The organism is Mycoplasma sp. 2045 (assembly GCF_024582715.1).
Classification (GTDB): domain Bacteria; phylum Bacillota_I; class Bacilli_A; order Mycoplasmatales; family Metamycoplasmataceae; genus Mycoplasmopsis.
Genome location: NZ_CP102083.1, coordinates 359,318 through 379,012, shown reverse-complemented (window position 1 = coordinate 379,012; position 19,695 = coordinate 359,318). Strand labels below are relative to the sequence as shown.

Here is a 19,695-nt window from a genome sequence, read left to right as displayed (position 1 = left end):
AGCAAGATAATTTTACTATAAATCCATTAAATAACCTCGCGTTTGCTTCTATTTTTCAGGACAATGAGTAAGAAAAATAAGGAAAATGAAGTGAAAATTTTGTTTTGAAAATAAGATGAAAATTACAAAATAAAACCCACTAAAATAGTGAGTTTTAAGTTAATCATTTATTATTCAGGTAATACTAATGTTTGTGTGTATTCTTTATTATTTTCACTTGAAACTTGGTATGTAATTGTAACTGATTTGTTTGCTTCATCTAATGTTCCATTAAGGTATTTACTATTTTTTAAAACAATGTTTGATACGCTTAAACCTTCTTTAAGTGCGAATAATTTGTTGTTATCTTGGTTACCACCAGATGTTATACCGAAGAATGCACCTTTACTGTATGATTGTAATAAACCGTTTGTTTTAATTTTACCTTGTTTAGCATCATATGTAGTTTTAGCGTTAGCATATGTAGCTGTTGGTAACACAACGAATGCATCTTTGTATGCTGAGTCAGCTTCTGCAACAGGTTGTTCTGATGATGTAGAATCAGCATTAGGTGTTGATTCCTCCTCTGCTACTGGGTCTGGTGTTACTTCTTTAGCTTTCAATCCATTAAGAACTTGTGAGAATTTTCCGTTCATTGACTCTGTTAATTCTGTAGCTTTTGGATCAGCTGATTTTACGAAGTAGAATACTTTTTGACCTTCTGCAACTGAAGGAACAACTGTTTCAAATTCAAAACTAATTTTTGCACTTGTTTCAGACGCATCGCCTGGAATAGTTTCGATTTTTGTAACTTTGAATTTAGATGCTTCTTTGAAGTTTTCATCTAATACATACCCATATTCTTCACCACCAGCTTTTGGAAGGATTGTCATTGGTGTGAATTTTAATGCAGTTGTAACATTTTCAACTGTTAAGTCACTAAATGAAACTTCACTCATACTTTGTTTATTTAATGCTTCTAATAATTTTGCTTCGTCAATTGTGAATGCTTTTTGAACATTGTATGTATTAACAATACCAGCAGCACTCATTGTTAAAACAGGTAATTGTGTAACTTCAACTTCATCTTCTAATGATGTAGCTTCTGTGCTTCCTGATTTGTACATAAAGATATCATTGTGTGATCTATCATCTAAGTATAAGTATGGAATAACTTTAGTTTTTCCTTCTTTAAGGTTTGTGCTTGCATCTACTACTGTAAATGCTCCTTTAACTAAATCATCACCTGTAACTGATACTTTGATTACATTTTCTAATGTTTTGTTTGTATATGAACCAGCTAAATATTTAGCACCTGCTGAAACACCTTTAGCAGTTTGTGCTTGAATTGCAAGGTTGTTTTCTTGGTCTTTATCAACTGATGTTGAAATTGTTGATAAAACTGCTCTGAATTTTTCATATGCTTGGTCTTTTGAGATATAACCTGCAACTTCAAAGTCTTCTGATGTAGGATCTGTTTGACCTTCTTTTGTTGTTTTAACAGTAACTTTGGCTTTTCCGGCAAATAATAATTCTTTAGCAGCTCTACCTTCATCTGTATCTGCTTTTGATAATTGATATAAGTCAACTACTGATTTTTCAACAAGTGTAACACCTTCTGGAACATTAATTGTAAAGTCGTTAATATCAGCTACGTAAGCTGTTTTCTTTCCAGTAACATTTGCATTAAGTGTTACTGATACTTTTTTCTCTTCTACTGGTGGTGTCACTGGGTCTGGATTAGGAGTTTCATTTCCTCCATTTCCATCTCCAGGGTTACCTGTGTTAGGATCTTGACTACCATTTTTAGGGTTGGTTGGAGTTCCTGTTCCTGGATTTGCAGGTTGTTCTGGATCTTTTTTGTTGTCGTCTTTATTGAATTTTCCTAAAACTGCCATAGGAATAGTAACAATAGCTGTTCCTAATGCTGCAGCTCCTAAAATGGTGAATGCAACTTTTCAAGCTCTTTTCATAATTTCTCCTTTTCAATTTCAATTTTGAAAATTGAAAAATAATTTAACTAATTTTCATTTTTAATTTGTCTAATGATTTCATCAATTTTGTATCCATTCTTAGAAACTGTATCTAAGTGGAAATGAACTGAAGGCACTTTACGTCAATCGAGTGATTTTGATAACACTTTTTTAACATAACCTGCTGCATTGTTTAATGCTTCAATACCTTTTTCTTCGTTTTTGAATAATGATACAAACACTTTCACGTGTGATAAGTCAGGTGATAGTTGAATATCCATCACTACTGGGTCTATTACATTTGAATTTGTAATATCATTAGTCACTATGTCAGCAATCAATTGATGTAATCTTGCTTCTTTTCTTTTTAAACTAATTTCGTTCATAGTTAAATTATACTTTCTTTCTTATTGAATATATATAAATATAACTATAACTATTTTATACACCTTTTACCCTAAAATGTAAGAATTTTCTTAAATTTTTGACAAAATGTGTAAAAAATAGCATCTTTTTCACAAGATGCTAATATATTTTGGTTATTTTGATTAATTTAATTTTGAAATTTTCGTAATTTTCTAGCTTAAAGTAAATGATTGTTCGTATACTTTGTCACCATTATCTTTGATTTTGTATTTAATTGTAAGTATTTTTGTTTCTGGATTTCAAGTTCCATCAAAATACTTGTTATCCGTAGTATCTCTAGTTGAAAGGAATTGATCAATTGTAATTCCTTCTTTAGGAAGAAGAATTTTATTATCATTGCCTTGACCACCAGATTTAATTCCTATACCATTGAAACCTTTGTAAAGTTGTAAAAGACCATATCTGCTAATTGGGTTAGCTTTTTCTTGAACCTTAGCATTTACATATGCAAATGTACCAGCTGGTTGCAATACGAATGCATTTTCGTATTGGTCAACTGGAGCTGCTATAGTTCTTGGATTATCGGTTCCACCATTTACTGGATCAACAGGAACTGGTTGTGGTTCTGGATTGGTTGGTGTTTTAGGTTCTTCAGATTTTTGTTCTTTTGCAGAACATTGACCGGCAATAAGCGGCATTGATGCTACTGATAAAACGCCTGTAGCAAAAAGTAAGAATTTGATTTTTTTCATTTATCCTCTTTTATTCTTTTGTCTAAAAAAGAATGTTTGTTAATTTATTAAATATATTTAATTTGAAAAAATTGAATATATTTTACTTATACACCTTTATCAAATGAAAGTAAAGTAAATTCCTTAATTTTTCACAAAATGTGTAAAAAAATAGCACTTTTGGTGCTATTTGTGAAAATATTCGGTTAATTATTCAGCGTCTTGAATTGAGTCAACACCAGGTAAGTTTTGACCTTGTAATAATTCTAAGCTTGCTCCACCACCTGTTGAAACGTGTGAGAATTTATCTTCCATTCCTAATTTTTCAACAGCAGCAACTGAATCTCCACCACCAACAACTGTGTAAGCGTTTGATAATTTAGAAACAGCTTCACATACTGCTAATGTACCATTTTTGTAGTGTTCAAATTCAGCAACTCCCATAGGTCCGTTTCATACAACTGTTTTAGCTCCTTCAAGAGCTTCTTTAACGTTTTGGATTGATTTTGGTCCAAAGTCAAGCCCCATAAATCCATCTGAAATTGAACCTTCTTGAATTGTAGGTTCAACGTCTGCAAACATTTCAGCTGTAGCATGGTCAACTGGTAAGATAACTTTGTCTGAGTATTTTGCTAAGAAATCTTTAGCTAATTGAATGTAATCATTTTCAACTAATGAAGTCCCAACTTTTTGTCCTTGAGCAACCATAAATGTGTAAGCCATAGCTCCACCGATGATTAATTTGTCAGCAATTTCTGCTAATTTTTCTAACACTAAGATTTTATCTGAAACTTTAGCTCCCCCAACGATAGCTACATAAGGGTGTTCTGGGTTTTGTAAAACTTTAGATAATGATGAAACCTCTTTTTGCATTAAGAATCCTAAGGCTGATTCAGCAATGTTTGAAGCAATACCAACATTAGATGCGTGTGCTCTGTGAGCTGTACCGAAGGCATCGTTTACAAATACATCACCTAATGAAGCTCAGTAAGCTCCTAAGTATGGATCGTTTTTAGATTCAGCTTTATTATTTAAGTCTTCAAAACGTGTGTTTTCAACCAAAATAACATCACCACTTTCCATTTGTTTGATTGCAGATTCTAAAACGTTTCCACGTGTTACAGGAACAAATGTAACTGGTTTTTTAAGTAATCTAGCTAATTCAACTGCAACTGGTCTTAATGATTTGTCTTTTAAATCTTCTTCTGTTTTTACTCTTCCTAAGTGTGAAAATAAAACGACTTTTCCACCTTTTCTAATTATGTACTGAATTGTAGGAAGTGCAGCAATAATTCTTTTAGCAGATGTAATAACACCATTTTTTAATGGTACGTTAAAGTCAACTCTAACTAAAACTGTTTTATTTTTCAAACTAAGTTCATTTAAAACTTTTTTCATTGTATCTCCTATGTAAATATAACAAATAAAATAAGGTGTATATATTATAAAGTATTAAATAAAAACACAACAATATTTATTGTTGTGAAATTTAAGGTTTAATAAAGATATACAGGTATATAACTTAAAGCTAAAATAAAATATAAAGAGTATATATCTTTAATAACATCTTTGTAGATTGTATTGATCAATTTTTCTTTATTACCAATAAATGTAGATGAATTTATAGCCATAAATCCAGATGAACATTGAAATGAAGCGTAGATTACATCATTATTAGCTCAATAACGCATAGCTCTAGCGATAATGCTTGTATTTTTAATACCAAATTGAAAAAGTTTATTCATTTCTTCCATTGCTAATGGAGTAAATAATTGAAACATTTTAGTTGGATTATTAGATTTAACTTTGTAAATCTTGTTAAATTCAATGTTTTCAAGTTCTACTGGTTCTAAATTAGAAAACTTATCTCCAAAGAATGTAAAGTTTGCTTGGTCTTTTTGAGCAAGTGCTCTTGCATCGATTTTTATTAAAGCACTATAGTAATGTTCTTCGTGAACATTACCATCTTTATCTCTGTGGAAATCGACTCAATGTGCTTCTGATATATGTGCATGATATTTATTATCAATAGTAACTGTTTGAATTTCGGTTACACCTCTTAGTTCTGAATCATTTGGTATTCATTTAGGTCTAGTACTTAAGTATTCATCTTTTGTAAACTTGTTTGTATTAGGATCAAAATTATGTTTTATAGATGTAGGTGTAAAGTTTGTGCCTTCATATTTTCATCTATCAATTAGAGCTTCAATTGCAACTCCATAAATATTTGATTTATGAAGCTGGCTTATAATTTCTTTTTTAATTTTTCTATTAATATTTCATGCTTTGATTCAAAAACCAATAGCAACAAGTATAGATATTACAAATACAAGTGCAAAAATAATTGCAAAGGTAGTAAATACCGAAAGCGCTCTAAAACCACCATATTCTTTTGTAGATTCTAATCCAAGAAAAAAACCAGAAAACAAGAAAGCACCTATTGATGCTAAAAACACCCTAAGTGCATATTTATTGGTTCTTTTATAAGTTACATAGATTGGTAATTGAGTAATTTCATTTACACGATTTTTAACTATTGGTAATACAGTTTGATTTGCTTTTTCATAGAATTTATCTATGCTAATAAAATCTTCGGCTCTTTTCATATTTTTTATAATCCTAGAGCAACCATATCAACATCTTTTCTAGCTTGAGAAGATGCTTGGAATAATCTAACTGTTGATAATCCCATATTTGCAGCAACAAGGTTAGATGGAATTTCAAATAACATTCTGTTGAACATATTAGCTTGTGAATTGTAATTTCTTCTAGCAGCTGCAATTTCACGTTCAATGTATGTTGTTTCGTCCATTAATTCAGCATATAAAGCACTTGATTTAAGTTCTGGATAATTTTCTGAAATAGCCATTAAACGACCGAACACTGATTGGTTTAATTTGTCTAATTCTTCAGAATTTTCAAGTGTTCTACCTGATGAAACAAGTGAACGCATTTTTGTAACGTTTTCAAAAACTTCAGCTTCGTGAATTTTGAATGATTTAACTTGTTGCACTAATTTAACAAGTGTGTCATTACGTTTCTGTAATTGAACATCAATGCTTGATGCACTGTTGTTAATGTTATTTTGCATTCTGTTTAATTCATTTTTCTTTGCAAAGTATCAAAGTCAACCTAAACCTAAGGGTAAACTCATTAAAATGTACATAAAAATCTTAAGTCCTGTAGATGCTTTAGCAGGAATTTCAGCACTTGATGCTGTAGGTTCAAAACCTTTTTGGTTTTGTTCTTCATTATGTGAATATAAATTTGCCATATTTAATCTCCTTTTTTTACTTATCTATAATTTTATATAAAAATAAGTTAAATATATTGAATAAAAAATAATAAAAAACACAACAATTTCTTGTTGTGTAATCGATTTGATTAATATAAGTAAACAGGAATGTAACTTAATGCTAATACAAAGTATAAAGTGTAAATATCAGTAACTACATCTTTGTAAATTTTTGCAACAAATTTGTCTTTTTTACCAACAAAAACCGGAATATCAATATCCATAAATCCGGATGGAGTTACAAATGAACAGTAAACAACATCATTGTTTGCTCAATATTCAAAATCTTTAGCTTTTTTAATGTTTGTGTGTTGTAAACCTTGATTGATTAATTTAACTAATTCTTCCATTGCAAGTGGTGTGAATAATTGGTACATTTTTGTTGAATTATCACTTGCAACTTTGAAAATTTTGTTAAATTCTTTGTTTTCCATTTCTACTAGTGAAAGATCATTTTTCTTATTAAAGTATGTAAAGTTTGCTCTATCTCTTTCTTTAAGTGCTCTAGCATCAATTTTAAGTAAAGTAGAATATCAAGTTTGTTTTGTTTCGTTTCCTTTTTTGTCTCTTGTGATTAAAAGTCATTCAGCAACTGAAACGTGTGCGTGATATTTATCATCAATTGTAATTGTTTGAACTGGTGATGTACTTTCTAATCAAGCATTTCTTGGAACAAATGCAGGTTTGAATGATTCATATTCTTTGGTTGTGAATCTTTCTGTTGAAAAATCATAGTTATGTCTCAGTGAACTAGGTTCAAAATCGTCATTTCTATATTTTCATCTTGTATCAGCTGCATTAACTGCTTCTCCATAAATGTTATCTTCTCTTAATTTGTTTGCAATAAAGCTTCTAAAAATTAAGTTTCTCTTTTTAGCTAATTGCACAAACACAAATGCTAATATGAAACAAATAGTAGCAGCAAGACCAAAAATACTAAATAAAACAAGTTTAGTCATTGCATCTTTTAGTGCAATAAAACATATTATCCCTATTAAAGCAGATAAAATCATACTTGCAATTGAACCTAAAGCTCCATATTTCATACTTTTATATTTTTTGTATAAAGGCGATTTGTAAGCATCATCTACTGCATTTTGGATAATTGGAAGCACAACTTGATCAGTTTTTTCTTTGAACTGTTCTATAGTAACAAAATCTTCAACTCTTTTCATCTTATAAACCTAATTCTTGCATATCAACATCTTTTCTAGCTCTAGAAGATGCTTGGAATAATCTAACTGTTGATAATCCCATATTTGCAGCAACAATTTTTGTTGGGATTGTAAATAATTCTTTATTGAATGTGTTAGCTTGAGCGTTGTAATTTCTTCTAGCAGCTGCAATTTCACGTTCAATGTATGTTGTTTCATCCATTAATTCAGTGTATAAAGAACTTGCTTTAAGTTCTGGATAACTTTCTGAAATAGCCATTAAACGACCGAATACTGATTGATTTAAGTTTTCTATTTCAGCTGAGTTTTCAATTCCTCTACCACCAGCTGCTAATGAACGCATTTTTGTAACGTTTTCAAAAACTTCAGCTTCGTGAATTTTGTATGACTTAACTTGTTGCACTAATTTAACAAGTGTATCATTACGTTTTTGCAATTGCACATCAATGCTTGATGCACTATTGTTAATGTCATTTTGCATTCTATTTAAACTATTTTTTCTTTTGAAATATCAAATTCAACCTAAAAATAGTGGAATAGACATAATAATGTATAAAAATACTTTTGCAGCTGTAGAAGTTTGAACTGCAATTTCAACGCTTGAAGCTGTTGGTTCAAAACCTTTTTGGTTTTGAGCTTCATTTTGTGAAAATAAATTTGCCATTTTTTCTCCTAAATTAATTGTTAATTTATTAAATACAAGTCTAATATTCATAAAAATATGTAAATATTTTGTTGTATTTCAACTCTATTCTAAAAAAAAAAAAAAAACGGAAGCAAAAAGTCAAAAATCCTGAAATTATGTGAAAAATGATGAAAAAATAGACAGGTTTCACTCTGTCTATGTAAATTTAAATAACTTAAATTATTTTTCTTGGTAGTTTGATCCACCTCTGATTTTACCTTTTGTACTGTGGATTAACATTCTACCTTTGTTGTTTTTTGCTAATTCTTTAGCAAATTCGATTGCTTCTTTTTGTGTTTCAAAAGTTTTAATAGCTTTTACTCCACCTTGTCTGATAACTTTTCATCCATCGTTGTGTTGTGAAACGTGTCAAACAGCGTCTAATTCTTTAACTTCTTTTTCTTGAACTTCATTTACTTTTGCCATAATTATTCGTCAAGCTCATCAATTCTAGATTGATGTCTTCCTCCTTCAAATTGTGTAGTCATATATTCATTTAACATATCTTTAGCTTCTTCAAATGTTACTTGTCTTCCACCGAATACAAGAACATTTGCATTATTGTGTTGTTTTGCTAAGTGTGCATCTTCAACAGATGTAACTCTAGCTGCACGAATGTGTTTGTGTCTGTTAAGTGCATATGAAATACCTAAGCCTGTACCACAAACTGCGATACCAAAATCAGGGTGCGCTTCATCTACATAGTTAGCTAATTCCTTACCTTTTGAAGCATATGACACTGAAACTGAATCTGTTTCAGGTCCTAAGTCTACAACATCAAACCCTTGTTCTTTTAAGTATGATGCTAATTCATCTTTTAATTTGTAACCTGCGTGGTCACTTGCAAGTGCTACTACTTTTTTGCTCATTAGTCCTCCTTTTAAATTTTGAACATTAATTTATTGATAAATTAATTATACAAAGTTTTAAAAACTTTTGTATTTTCAATTTTGCGAAAACTTTAGTGGAAAAATTGTGCTTTAGTTCCTTTTTGACAAAAATTACTAAATATAATGAGATGAAGACACAAGTAGATCAAAGAGATTGCACATTATATGTGCTAGATTATTTTCACGAGTTTTTCTACAAAGAAAATTTAGATATTAATAATCTAAAATTGCAAATTCAATATAGTGCAGCAGGTATAAGTTTAGAAAACATCAAGCTCCTTGCTTCAAAAGTAAATTTGGAGCTTAATGCTTATGAAATTAATTGTGAACAATTGCTTTTGTTAGAAAAGGAAGTTTTTCCTATTGCAACAGTTATCAAAAATAATACTACAGACCATATGATTGTAATTAGGAAAATCAAGAATAATAAATTTTATATTTATGATCCGATTGATGGTGATGTTAAATTGAGTAAAAATGAATTTAAAACTAAATTCACTAACATTATTGTTGCATTTAGTAAAAACAAAAAGCAAATTGATAATGAAGATGAAGAAAACAAGAAGAATATAAAACCAAATCCATTAATAAGTAACTCCAGAAGTTTAAAAATTTCATTATGGTCTAACTTCTCATTTTTATACTTATTTTGCTTACTCATAGAAATAAGCATCTATATTTCGTTTCCGTTCTTGAATAAAGTTATACTGAATAATATTGTTTTAAATAAAGATGATCAAATTCTTATGTTCTTAGGAATGATTTTTAGTGTGTTATTTTTAATAAATTTCACATTCAACTTACTGACAAGACAACTGATGTATAAAATAACAACTAAATATAAAAGTGACTTAATTAATAATTTAATAAATGAATTGAAGTTTAAAAATAAGCAAGTGATTAATTTGCTAACTTTTTCAGATTTTAAAAACAGAATTATCGCACTTGATAATTTAAGTTTATTTAAATTATGTTTTCTTCCTGAATTAATCAGCACAGTTATTTCTATTGCTGTTTCATTTATTTTACTAATCAATATAAATTGAGTGTTGCTTTTAATAATTTTTTGTTATTCAGTAATTACATTGATTTTAAGTTTTATTAATAAAACTAATTTTGATAATAACTTCAATAAATTACTCAATAACTCAATTATGTTTGAAGATACCTTATTTAATATTTACAAATTAAACCAAACTTCACATAATGAAAATCTGCTTAATAATTTAAATCTTAAATCTAATTATGTGAATGAGAAATTGCATAGTGATTCAATTATTTTCAAGAATAAACAAAGCTTAATTAATTATTTAAGTTCATTTTTAGACTTTTTAGTTCCTTTATTAATTTTAATAATAGGAACTATTCAAATTTGAAATCAAAATTTAAGTGTTATCAATTTAATTTTCTTTTTAACCGGTGTTTCTTTATTCACTAAGCCAATTAAAAATATAATCCCATTAATAACTAGTTATAGTCAATATAAAAAGGATTTAGATTTGATTTCATTATTAAATTTTGAAGACTTAAAAATACCTAAAACTAGCTTACAGAAGGAAAGAATAATTAAAATTCAACTTTCTAATATAAGTTATTCATACAATTCATTAAAAGTTAATAAAGATTTAGAAATCAGAAAACTATTGATTGATTCAAACATACATTTAGTCGGTAAAAATGGTTCAGGAAAAAGCACGCTCTGTTCTATATTGAATGGCTCGTGTGAGAGTTTATCTGGAATTATTAAAGTCAATGATCAAAAGCTCAATCCATTCTTAGATGAAACATACAAACAAAGAGTTTTATATATTTCAAATCAGATGCTGAATTTAAAGATTAGAACATTAGAATACCTATGTGTAAGTAATATTAGTATCTTCAAGTCAATTTTAAAAGACAATAAATTAGATAAATTAATTAATGAATTAAACATTAATTTAAACTCATCTCTGGACCAATTATCTAGTGGTCAGGTTCAATTTATTAATTTACTAAATATATTTTTAAATGACTATGATTTAGTGATATTAGATGAAGCTTTTGCAAATATTGATAAATCAATGTTTGCAAAACTAAAACCTATTATTAAAAATAATTTGCAAAACAAATTAGTTGTAGAAATTTCACACAATAATAGATATATTTTTGACGATTCTAAGGAAGTGAATATTGAAAACTTATCTTAAAGAACATAAGTGAAATTTCTGCATACTACTTATATTATTTTTCATTTTCGCAGTGCTTATTTTAGTCTTATGTTCGACTAAAGTAAATGTATATAAAACGGTTTTAATAACTACAGAAGGTGATGATTTATATTTATACAACTTCAACATTGATAATCAAAAACTAGATACTTGTTATGTTAGTTTTGTTTATGATAATGAATTTTATAAATTCAATATCGATATTTCTAATCAAGATCACTCCGATGTTCTTATTAAAAGTGATGAACTGAAGTTATTTGTAAATGAAAATAACATTAGACAAATTCAAGTTAATCTACTAATTGATCAAACTTTATTTATCAAATATGTCTTGGGAAGTATATAAAAAAACTCCATTACAGAGTTTATTTATGATAAGTAATATTATTTCTAATTGTAAATGCTCTATAAATTTGTTCAACTAACATAACTCTAAATAATTGATGTGGAAATGTCATTTTTGAGAAGTTAATTTTATTAGCAAACATTTCTTCATCAACTCCATTTGAACCACCAATTACAAAAGTTACATTATCAATATCTAAAAATGTTAAACCAAACTCTTCGGAGCTTAATTGTTTTCCTTGTAATGATAAGTAGATGACTTTTGAATTTTTAGGTATCTTTTCTAAAATCATTTCAGTTTCTTTTTTAATTTTTAACTGAATGTTATCTATCTTTTGTTCTTTAATTTCAATTAAATTAATCTTTGCAAAGAAGTTAATTTTCTTAACATAATCATCATATAAAACTTGAAAATCTTTTGTTAATGAACCTACTGCAACTATATTTAGTTTCATTATTTGTTTTTTCTAGTTTCAATATGGAACATAAGCATTTGAATGTCAGCTGGGTTAATTCCACTAATTCTTGATGCTTGTCCAATTGTTAAAGGTCTAATTTTTTCAAGTTTTTGTTTAGCTTCTGTAGCTATGTTTTGAACTTTTGAATAATCGATATCTGCAGGTATTTTAAAGTCTTCTAATTTATTCATTTTTTGAGCATCAGATTTTTGTTTCTTAATGTAGCCTTCAAGTCTTACCATAATAGTTAATTCATTTTTGTAAGGGAAGTCACATAAAACATCAACCGGATCAACATCTGGTCTAGCTAACACTCTTAACATTGAAACTCCATTTTCTACTCCAAGTTTTTTAGCTAATTCCGATTTAGATGATAAGTATGTGTTTTCTAATTCATTGATTTTTTCATCAATCATTTGGTATTTATTAATTATGTTTTGGTAATCTACATCAGAAACTAAACCAACTTCATTTCCATATTTTGCAAGTCTAATATCAGGGTTATCATTTCTTAATAATAAACGATATTCAGCTCTTGAAGTTAACATTCTGTAAGGTTCTTTAGTTCCTTTTGTAACTAAATCATCGACTAAAACACCAATGTAAGCATCGTGTCTTTTAAGAATCAATGGTTCTTTAGCTTCAAGTTTTCTTCCTGCATTAATTCCGGCAATAAGACCTTGAGCTGCCGCTTCTTCGTATCCACTTGTTCCATTAATTTGACCAGCTGTAAAGATGTTTTTGATAACTTTAGATTCTAATGTAGGTGTAATTTGCAATGGATTTAATGCATCATATTCAATTGCATATCCTCATTTTTGAACCTTCATATTTTCTAAACCAGGAATTGTTCTTAACATTAAATCTTGAACTTCAACAGGCATTGATGTAGACATTCCGTTTACATAAATAATTGAACCATCAGCAGTTTCTGGTTCGAAGAAAACTTGATGTCTTTCTTTATCAGCAAATCTCATAACCTTATCTTCAACACTTGGACAGTATCTTGGACCGACCCCTTCGATAAGTCCTGAATACATAGCTGATTTATCAATGTTATTTCTAATAATTTCATGTGTTTTCTCGTTTGTGTAAGTTAAATAACAAGAAATTTGCTTATCAAGTTTAACATTTGAACGCGATGAGAAAGCTAAATAAGTATCATTAAGTTCTTCTTTTTCAACTTTTGAAAAGTCGATTGAATCAGCATAAACTCTAGCAGGTGTTCCAGTTTTTAATCTTTGTAAATCAAAACCTAACTTAGCAAGTGATTGTGATAATTTTGGTGTTGTTTTTTGATTATCAGGTCCTGAAATTTTAATTTCATTACCTCTAAGAATTCTTGAGTTCATATACGTTCCAGTTGTGATAACTAAAACTTTAGCATCTAAAATTGAACCATCTTCCATTTTGATCGCTTTAAATTGGTTATTATCATCAACAATAATATCCTCAGCAACTCCTTCAATTAAAGTTACATTTTTGTGATTTTGTAATGCTTCTAAAATAAGTGCTGAATATTTTTCTTTATCAATTTGAGCTCTCATAGCTCTAACTGCAGGACCTTTTGATTCATTAAGCATCTTAATTTGAATCATTGCTAAATCTGAAAAGTAACCTTGAACTCCACCAAGTGCATCAATTTCACGTGTAATAATTCCTTTAGCAGGTCCACCAATTGATGGGTTGCAAGGCATCATAGCAACTTTTGAAAGATCAAAAGTGATAAGAGCTACTTTGTGACCCATATTCGCTAAAGCAAAAGTTGCTTCAACACCAGCGTGACCTCCACCTATAACTATTGCTTCAAATTCTTTTTTGTTCTCTAAAATACCTTTATTATTCATAGTTTCATAATTTTAATTTATTTTTTAATTTTTAAAAATCATAAAATTAGCTTATTTTATGGTCTAAATTGATGTTTTTTATTAAATATCGCAATTAAAATAACAAAATTAATTAAAAAATGAGCAGACTTTTAAATCTGCTCATCTAAATAATTTTAATTAATTAATCATCATACTCATCGACGATTTCTTCATCATCTGATTCGCTTGGAAAATCATCTGGCTCGATGTTTCTTGTGAATTTACAGTTAGGGAAGTTTTTGCAAGCAATGAATGGTTGATTTTTCTTGTTATATCTTTTAACTAAGATACCATCATCTTCAGGACAAGTTGTATCCAATTGTTCTATCTTGAATGTGTAAGGTGTAATTTTACCTTTTGCATTATCAAATTCAACAAGGAAGTTATCTCAGAAATCTTGCATAACTTCATTTTTAGTGATTTCATCTTCAGCAATTTGGTCTAATTCTTCTTCAACGTGTGCTGTATAACTTTCATTAATAATATTAGGAAAAGCAGCGATTAAGTTTTGTAAGATAATTTCACCAAATTCAGTAGGATGTAATGCACCATTGTTTAATTCAACAAAACGTCTGTCTTTAACAATTTGCACTGTTGAAGCAAATGTTGATGGACGCCCAACTTTGATGTTATCAAGCGCTTCAATAAGTGTCCCATCATTATATCTTGGTGCTGGTTTTGTTTCGTGGTCACATAAGATAAACTCATCAACTTTAACTTCTTGATCAATTTCGTAATTTGGATCAACTTGTTCAGATTCTTTACCTGTTACAACGTAGTAACCATTAAATTTTATTGTTGAATAAGAATTTTTGAATATGTATTTATCATTTACATAAGTATATTGAACACTTGTTCTAATTGGTTGCTTAATTAAAGCTTGAAGTGTTGTATCATAGATTAATTTGTAAATTCTTACATCATTGTCTTCCATTTTTGGATAGTGAATTTGAACTTGTTCAGGTGTTAATGAAACATCTGATGGTCTAATAGCCTCGTGGGCATCTTGATCTCCACTAAATCCTTTAATTTCATCAGCAATATAATCTTCGCCTCACTTATTTTTGATAAATTTATGTGCATCATCAATAAATGATTGAGATAAACGTGTTGAATCTGTTCTCGGATAAGTAATTAAACCGTTTTCGAAAAGTTTTTTAAGAATGTTTGTTGTTGAATTAGATGAAAATGGTGACTTTTTATATAAAACAGCTTGTTTGAATGGTTGAATTGCTCCAACTTTTCTATCAGAAACTTTTTTGTTAGTTACTTTTAAAACTTTAGGAGCTGACTCAAAGTATTCTTTGATTACATCAACTTCTGAACTGTAAATTCAGTTTTTTCTATCTGATTCATTAGCTTCATTGTGATATGCAGCTAAAACAGGATTGTTATTTAACTTAGCATCAAGAGTAAAGTATTTTTCAGGAATAAATGCTCTGATTTCTTTTTCTCTATCAACTATTAATTTAAGAGCAATCGATTGAACTCTTCCTGCTGTAGGTTGACCTGGTGTATTTTTGAATTTATATCTTAATAAATAAGATAATCTAAATCCAATAATTCTGTCAAGCATTCTACGACTCTTTTGAGCATTAACAAGAGCATCATCAATACCTGTTGGATTGTCTAAGGCTCTTAAAATAGCATCTTTAGTAATCTCATTATATTTAATACGTGAGTATTTTTCTTCGGGTATTTTTAAATAATCAACTAATTGGTACCCTATAGCTTCTCCTTCACGATCAGGGTCAGTTGCTATATAAACGTGTTCTGCTTCTTTTGTTGCTTTTTTAAGCTCGTTGATAATATTTTTCTTTGTATTATCAGCTGTATAAAGAGGTTCTCAAGTATCAAAATCGATACCTAACGAATAAAGACCAGAAATCTTCATTCTAAGGAAATGACCTACAGATGCAATAACACTGTATTCATCTCCAACATATTTTTGAATTGTCTTAACCTTTGTAGGTGACTCGACAATAATTAATTTTTTCTTCAAGGTTGTTGCACTCATATTGGAAAATATATACTTTTTTTAGAAAATCAAAAGCATTTAAATTATTCTGCTTATATTAATTATTAATATTTTAATAATTAGGAAATGTAAAAATTTTTACATCACACAACAATAGAACAATCTTTTAAAACTTTAGATTTTTTATATGTTAAAATATACTAACTATGGAATTAACTATGTATAACTCTTTAATGCAAATTAAAAATAAGCATGATGAATTAGAAAAATCTTTACAAGATCAGGAAATAATTTCTGACATTAAAAAATACACAAAAATTAATAAAGAAATTAACTCAATTAAAGATATTGTTGAAGCATTTGATAAATACCTTGAAGCTGAAGCTAACTTAGCAAATGCAAAAGAAATGTTAGGTGAATCAGATGAAGAATTGGTCGCTCTTGTAAAAATGGAAATTAATGAAGCTGAAAAAACAATGGAAGCTTTATCTGAAGATCTTAAAATCTTAATTCTTCCAAAAGATGAAAACGATGAAAAAGACGTTATTGTTGAAATTCGTGGAGCAGCTGGTGGTGATGAAGCTAACATTTTTGCAGGTGACTTATATAGAATGTACACAAAATGAGCTTCACAAAATGATATGAAAACCACACTTTTAGATGCATCAGCATCTGAAGCTGGTGGATTCACTTTGGTTACATTTGCTGTAAAAGGTGACAGACCATATTCAAAACTTAAATTTGAATCAGGTGTTCACAGAGTTCAAAGAATTCCTGCAACCGAGACTAAAGGTAGAGTTCATACTTCAACAGCAACAGTTACAGTTATGCCTGAAATTGATGATGATATTCAAGTTGAAATTAAATCTGAAGATATCAGAATTGACGTTTACCGTTCATCAGGAAACGGTGGTCAATCAGTTAACACAACTGACTCAGCAGTTCGTATTACACACTTCCCAACCGGAATTGTTGTAACTTGTCAAGAAGGTAAAAACCAAATTCAAAACAGAGAAATCGCAATGAGGGTTCTTAAATCAAAACTTTACGACATTGAGTTACAGAAAAAACAAGCAGAAGAATCAGGTTACAGAAAATTAGCTGGTTCTGGTGCTAGAAGTGAAAAAATCAGAACATATAACTATCCTCAAGATAGAGTTACAGACCATAGAATTTCATACTCTACAAGTTTACTTCCTGTTATGGAAGGAAAACTTAATCCTATTATTGATGCATTACTTACAGAAGAACAAAACGAAAAAATCAAAGAAGCTGGAATTTAATGCCTACAAGAGAAGATTTATTATTAGAAAAAAGAAGATATGGTTTAGAACAAACTGTATCTTCTTTTGAATTAGAACAACTTCAAAAAGGAATGCCAGTTCAAAAAATAATGGGTTATGTTGAATTAGCAGATGTAACTATTGATGTTTCTAAAAAAGTTTTAATCCCTAGATATGAAACAGAAGAACTAGTTATATTAGTTAATTCAGAAAATAAAAAACAAAATTTAGATGTTTTAGACTTATGTACTGGTTCAGGCTTTATTGCAATTGCTCTAAAAAAAGCAAATCCAACTTGAAATATAACTGCATCAGATATAGATTGCGAAGCAATTGAACAAACTAAAATAAATGCACAAAAAAATGATGTCACAATTAGTATCATTCAATCAGATATGTTTGAAAACATCAATCAAAAATTTGATTTAATTGTTTCGAATCCACCTTACATTCAGGAAACTGAAATATTAGATAAATCAGTCACTGATTGAGAGCCACTTCACGCATTATATGCAAAAGATGATGGATTTTATTTTTATGATCTAATAATTAACAATGCAGAAAACCACTTAAAACCAGGTGGAAAAATCTATTTTGAAATCAATCCATTTCACATTAAATATTGAGAAAAATTACAAGAAAAATATAAAATTACTATACATAAAGATATAAGTTCTAAAAACAGGTTTGCTGTTATAGAATTTGACTAAAAGGAGAAAAAATGAAAAAAACAGTATTAATTGTTATTGATGGTTTAGGTTTAAGAGAACAAACACAAGGTAATGCATTTGCATTAGCTAACACACCAACATTTGATAACTTATTTGCAAATTATCCAAATTCACTTATTCAAGCTTCAGGTCAATATGTAGGATTACCAGCAGGACAAATGGGAAACTCTGAAGTAGGGCACTTAAACATTGGAGCTGGAACAGTTGTTTACACAGGACTTTCATTAATTCAAAAAGCTCTTGACGATAATACATTTAAATCAAATGAAGCTTTTGTAACTGCATTTGATGATGTTAAGAAAAATAATTCAACATTACACTTAATGGGACTTTTATCACCTGGTGGAGTTCACTCACTTGAAAACCACTTATTTGAATTAATTGAAGCAGCACACGAACACGGAGTTAAAAATGTTTCAGTTCACGTTTTTGGAGACGGTAGAGACGTTGCTCCTAAATCAATTATTCCTTCGCTTGAAAAATTAGTTGCATTATGTGACAAATATGGATACCACATTGCATCTATTTCAGGAAGATTTTATGCAATGGATAGAGACTCTATGTTTGATAGAGTTGATAAAGCATACGATGCTATTTTAGGTTTATCAGATGTTAAATTTGACAATGTAATTGATTATGTAAACAAACAATATGCAGAAGGAATTACAGATGAATTCTTTGTACCTGCTATTAATAAAACACTTCCAAAAAGTGACTTTGTAAAAGATCACGATTCAATTATATTCTTTAACTTCAGACCTGACAGAGCAAGACAATTAACACACTTATTTATTGGTTCGCCATTATATCCAAACAAACCAGTTCATCCAGTTGTAATTAACAAATTTGTTTCAATGATGAAATATGAAGGAATTGACACAATTGTTGCATTCAAAGAAATGGAAATCAATATGCCAATTGGTGGAGTTTTAGAATTAGCTAACTTAAATCAATTAAGAATTGCTGAAACTCAAAAATATGCTCACGTTACATACTTTATGGATGGTGGAAACGATATTGAATTCAAAAATTCAAAACGTATTATGGTTGACTCACTTAAAGTTGAATCATATGCTGATGCACCTGAAATGTCTGCAGAAGGAATTACAGATGAATTATTAGCAAACGCATTAAATTATGATGTAACAATTATGAATTATGCAAACCCTGATATGGTTGGACACACAGGGAACTTAAAAGCAGCTATCAAAGCAGTTGAATTCTTAGATTCACAAATTAAAAGAGTTATTGAATGAGCTGAAGCGAATGATGTTACAGTATTCATCACAGCTGACCACGGAAATGCTGAAATCACAGAAGATGAAAATGGTAAACCAGCTACAAAACATACATCAAGTCCGGTTATGTTAATTTGTACAGATAAAAACGTTAAATTAAAAGATGGAAAATTAGCTAACGTTGCACCTACTGTTTTAGATTACATCAATATTTCTAAACCTAAAGAAATGGATGAAGAATCTTTATTAGTTAAATAATTAAATTAAAAAAGTTTAATTAACTACTCTATTGTTATGTCTATAATTAGATACACTCAGTAAGCTTAATAAAACTTTTACACCTATATAACACACTTAAAAGTACATTTACTACAAATCTTAAAAGTACTAAATGTACTTTTTATTTGATTAAATTAGTTAATTTTAGTGCTTAATCACACTAACAAAAAAAGAAATAATTCATATAAAATTTACACACAAAAAATAGAATAAC

General features: G+C 29.0%; 18 protein-coding genes. 5 read left to right on the top strand and 13 right to left on the bottom strand.

What is annotated here, in order from left to right:
- Nucleotides 1-170: 170 nt before the first annotated feature.
- The 10 genes from NPA13_RS01670 to NPA13_RS01625 form a co-directional block, all read right to left on the bottom strand.
- Nucleotides 171-1,952 carry a hypothetical protein gene (locus tag NPA13_RS01670; protein ID WP_257089752.1) on the bottom strand — a complete coding sequence of 594 codons (1,782 nt, stop codon included), beginning with the start codon at nt 1,950-1,952 and terminating at the stop codon, nt 171-173.
- 47 nt (nt 1,953-1,999) lie between these two features.
- Nucleotides 2,000-2,338: a 30S ribosome-binding factor RbfA gene (gene rbfA, locus NPA13_RS01665; RefSeq protein ID WP_257089750.1), complete on the bottom strand. Its 339-nt coding sequence runs from the start codon at nt 2,336-2,338 to the stop codon at nt 2,000-2,002.
- A gap of 192 nt (nt 2,339-2,530) precedes the next feature.
- Nucleotides 2,531-3,070 (bottom strand): hypothetical protein, encoded by a 540-nt coding sequence (locus NPA13_RS01660; protein WP_257089748.1) that lies wholly within the window; start codon nt 3,068-3,070, stop codon nt 2,531-2,533.
- A 189-nt stretch (nt 3,071-3,259) separates the two neighbouring features.
- Nucleotides 3,260-4,447, bottom strand: a complete 1,188-nt coding sequence (locus NPA13_RS01655) for a phosphoglycerate kinase (protein ID WP_257089746.1) — start codon at nt 4,445-4,447, stop codon at nt 3,260-3,262.
- Between the two features lie 98 nt (nt 4,448-4,545).
- The gene (locus NPA13_RS01650; RefSeq protein ID WP_257089744.1) at nt 4,546-5,655 is read right to left on the bottom strand and encodes a DUF3137 domain-containing protein; all 1,110 of its coding nucleotides are present in this window, start codon (nt 5,653-5,655) and stop codon (nt 4,546-4,548) included.
- Between the two features lie 5 nt (nt 5,656-5,660).
- Nucleotides 5,661-6,323: a LemA family protein gene (locus tag NPA13_RS01645; protein WP_257089742.1), complete on the bottom strand. Its 663-nt coding sequence runs from the start codon at nt 6,321-6,323 to the stop codon at nt 5,661-5,663.
- A 110-nt stretch (nt 6,324-6,433) separates the two neighbouring features.
- A complete protein-coding gene (locus NPA13_RS01640; protein ID WP_257089740.1) occupies nt 6,434-7,519 on the bottom strand; it encodes a DUF3137 domain-containing protein in 1,086 nt (361 codons plus the stop codon).
- Between the two features lies 1 nt (nt 7,520).
- Nucleotides 7,521-8,183 (bottom strand): LemA family protein, encoded by a 663-nt coding sequence (locus NPA13_RS01635; protein WP_257089738.1) that lies wholly within the window; start codon nt 8,181-8,183, stop codon nt 7,521-7,523.
- Nucleotides 8,184-8,384: 201 nt separating this feature from the next.
- Entirely contained in the window at nt 8,385-8,630 is a 246-nt protein-coding gene (locus NPA13_RS01630; protein WP_257089736.1) for a DUF2188 domain-containing protein, read from the bottom strand.
- A 2-nt stretch (nt 8,631-8,632) separates the two neighbouring features.
- Complete coding sequence (locus NPA13_RS01625) at nt 8,633-9,073, bottom strand: RpiB/LacA/LacB family sugar-phosphate isomerase (RefSeq protein ID WP_257089734.1); 441 nt, start codon at nt 9,071-9,073, stop codon at nt 8,633-8,635.
- Between the two features lie 149 nt (nt 9,074-9,222).
- Here NPA13_RS01625 and NPA13_RS01620 point away from each other — a divergent pair, with 149 nt between their 5' ends.
- Nucleotides 9,223-11,280 carry an Mbov_0121 family peptidase domain-containing ABC transporter gene (locus tag NPA13_RS01620; RefSeq protein ID WP_257089732.1) on the top strand — a complete coding sequence of 686 codons (2,058 nt, stop codon included), beginning with the start codon at nt 9,223-9,225 and terminating at the stop codon, nt 11,278-11,280.
- Entirely contained in the window at nt 11,264-11,647 is a 384-nt protein-coding gene (locus tag NPA13_RS01615) for an MAG1140 family protein (RefSeq protein WP_257089730.1), read from the top strand. The genes NPA13_RS01620 and NPA13_RS01615 overlap by 17 nt, the downstream gene beginning before the upstream one ends.
- Before the next feature lie 19 nt (nt 11,648-11,666).
- Here NPA13_RS01615 and NPA13_RS01610 read toward each other — a convergent pair whose 3' ends face one another.
- The 3 genes from NPA13_RS01610 to topA form a co-directional block, all read right to left on the bottom strand.
- Nucleotides 11,667-12,101, bottom strand: a complete 435-nt coding sequence (locus NPA13_RS01610) for a 23S rRNA (pseudouridine(1915)-N(3))-methyltransferase RlmH (protein WP_257089728.1) — start codon at nt 12,099-12,101, stop codon at nt 11,667-11,669.
- Nucleotides 12,101-13,951: a tRNA uridine-5-carboxymethylaminomethyl(34) synthesis enzyme MnmG gene (mnmG, locus tag NPA13_RS01605; protein WP_257089726.1), complete on the bottom strand. Its 1,851-nt coding sequence runs from the start codon at nt 13,949-13,951 to the stop codon at nt 12,101-12,103. The genes NPA13_RS01610 and mnmG overlap by 1 nt, the downstream gene beginning before the upstream one ends.
- A gap of 163 nt (nt 13,952-14,114) precedes the next feature.
- The gene (topA, locus tag NPA13_RS01600) at nt 14,115-15,989 is read right to left on the bottom strand and encodes a type I DNA topoisomerase (protein WP_257089724.1); all 1,875 of its coding nucleotides are present in this window, start codon (nt 15,987-15,989) and stop codon (nt 14,115-14,117) included.
- A 167-nt stretch (nt 15,990-16,156) separates the two neighbouring features.
- Here topA and prfA point away from each other — a divergent pair, with 167 nt between their 5' ends.
- The 3 genes from prfA to gpmI are packed head-to-tail and all read left to right on the top strand — an operon-like array spanning nt 16,157 to nt 19,460.
- On the top strand, nt 16,157-17,233 hold the full coding sequence (gene prfA / locus NPA13_RS01595; RefSeq protein ID WP_257089722.1) for a peptide chain release factor 1: 1,077 nt from the start codon (nt 16,157-16,159) through the stop codon (nt 17,231-17,233).
- On the top strand, nt 17,233-17,943 hold the full coding sequence (gene prmC / locus NPA13_RS01590; RefSeq protein WP_257089720.1) for a peptide chain release factor N(5)-glutamine methyltransferase: 711 nt from the start codon (nt 17,233-17,235) through the stop codon (nt 17,941-17,943). Before prfA ends, prmC begins: the two co-directional genes overlap by 1 nt.
- 11 nt (nt 17,944-17,954) lie before the next feature.
- Nucleotides 17,955-19,460 (top strand): 2,3-bisphosphoglycerate-independent phosphoglycerate mutase, encoded by a 1,506-nt coding sequence (gpmI, locus tag NPA13_RS01585; RefSeq protein WP_257089718.1) that lies wholly within the window; start codon nt 17,955-17,957, stop codon nt 19,458-19,460.
- Nucleotides 19,461-19,695 lie beyond the last annotated feature (235 nt).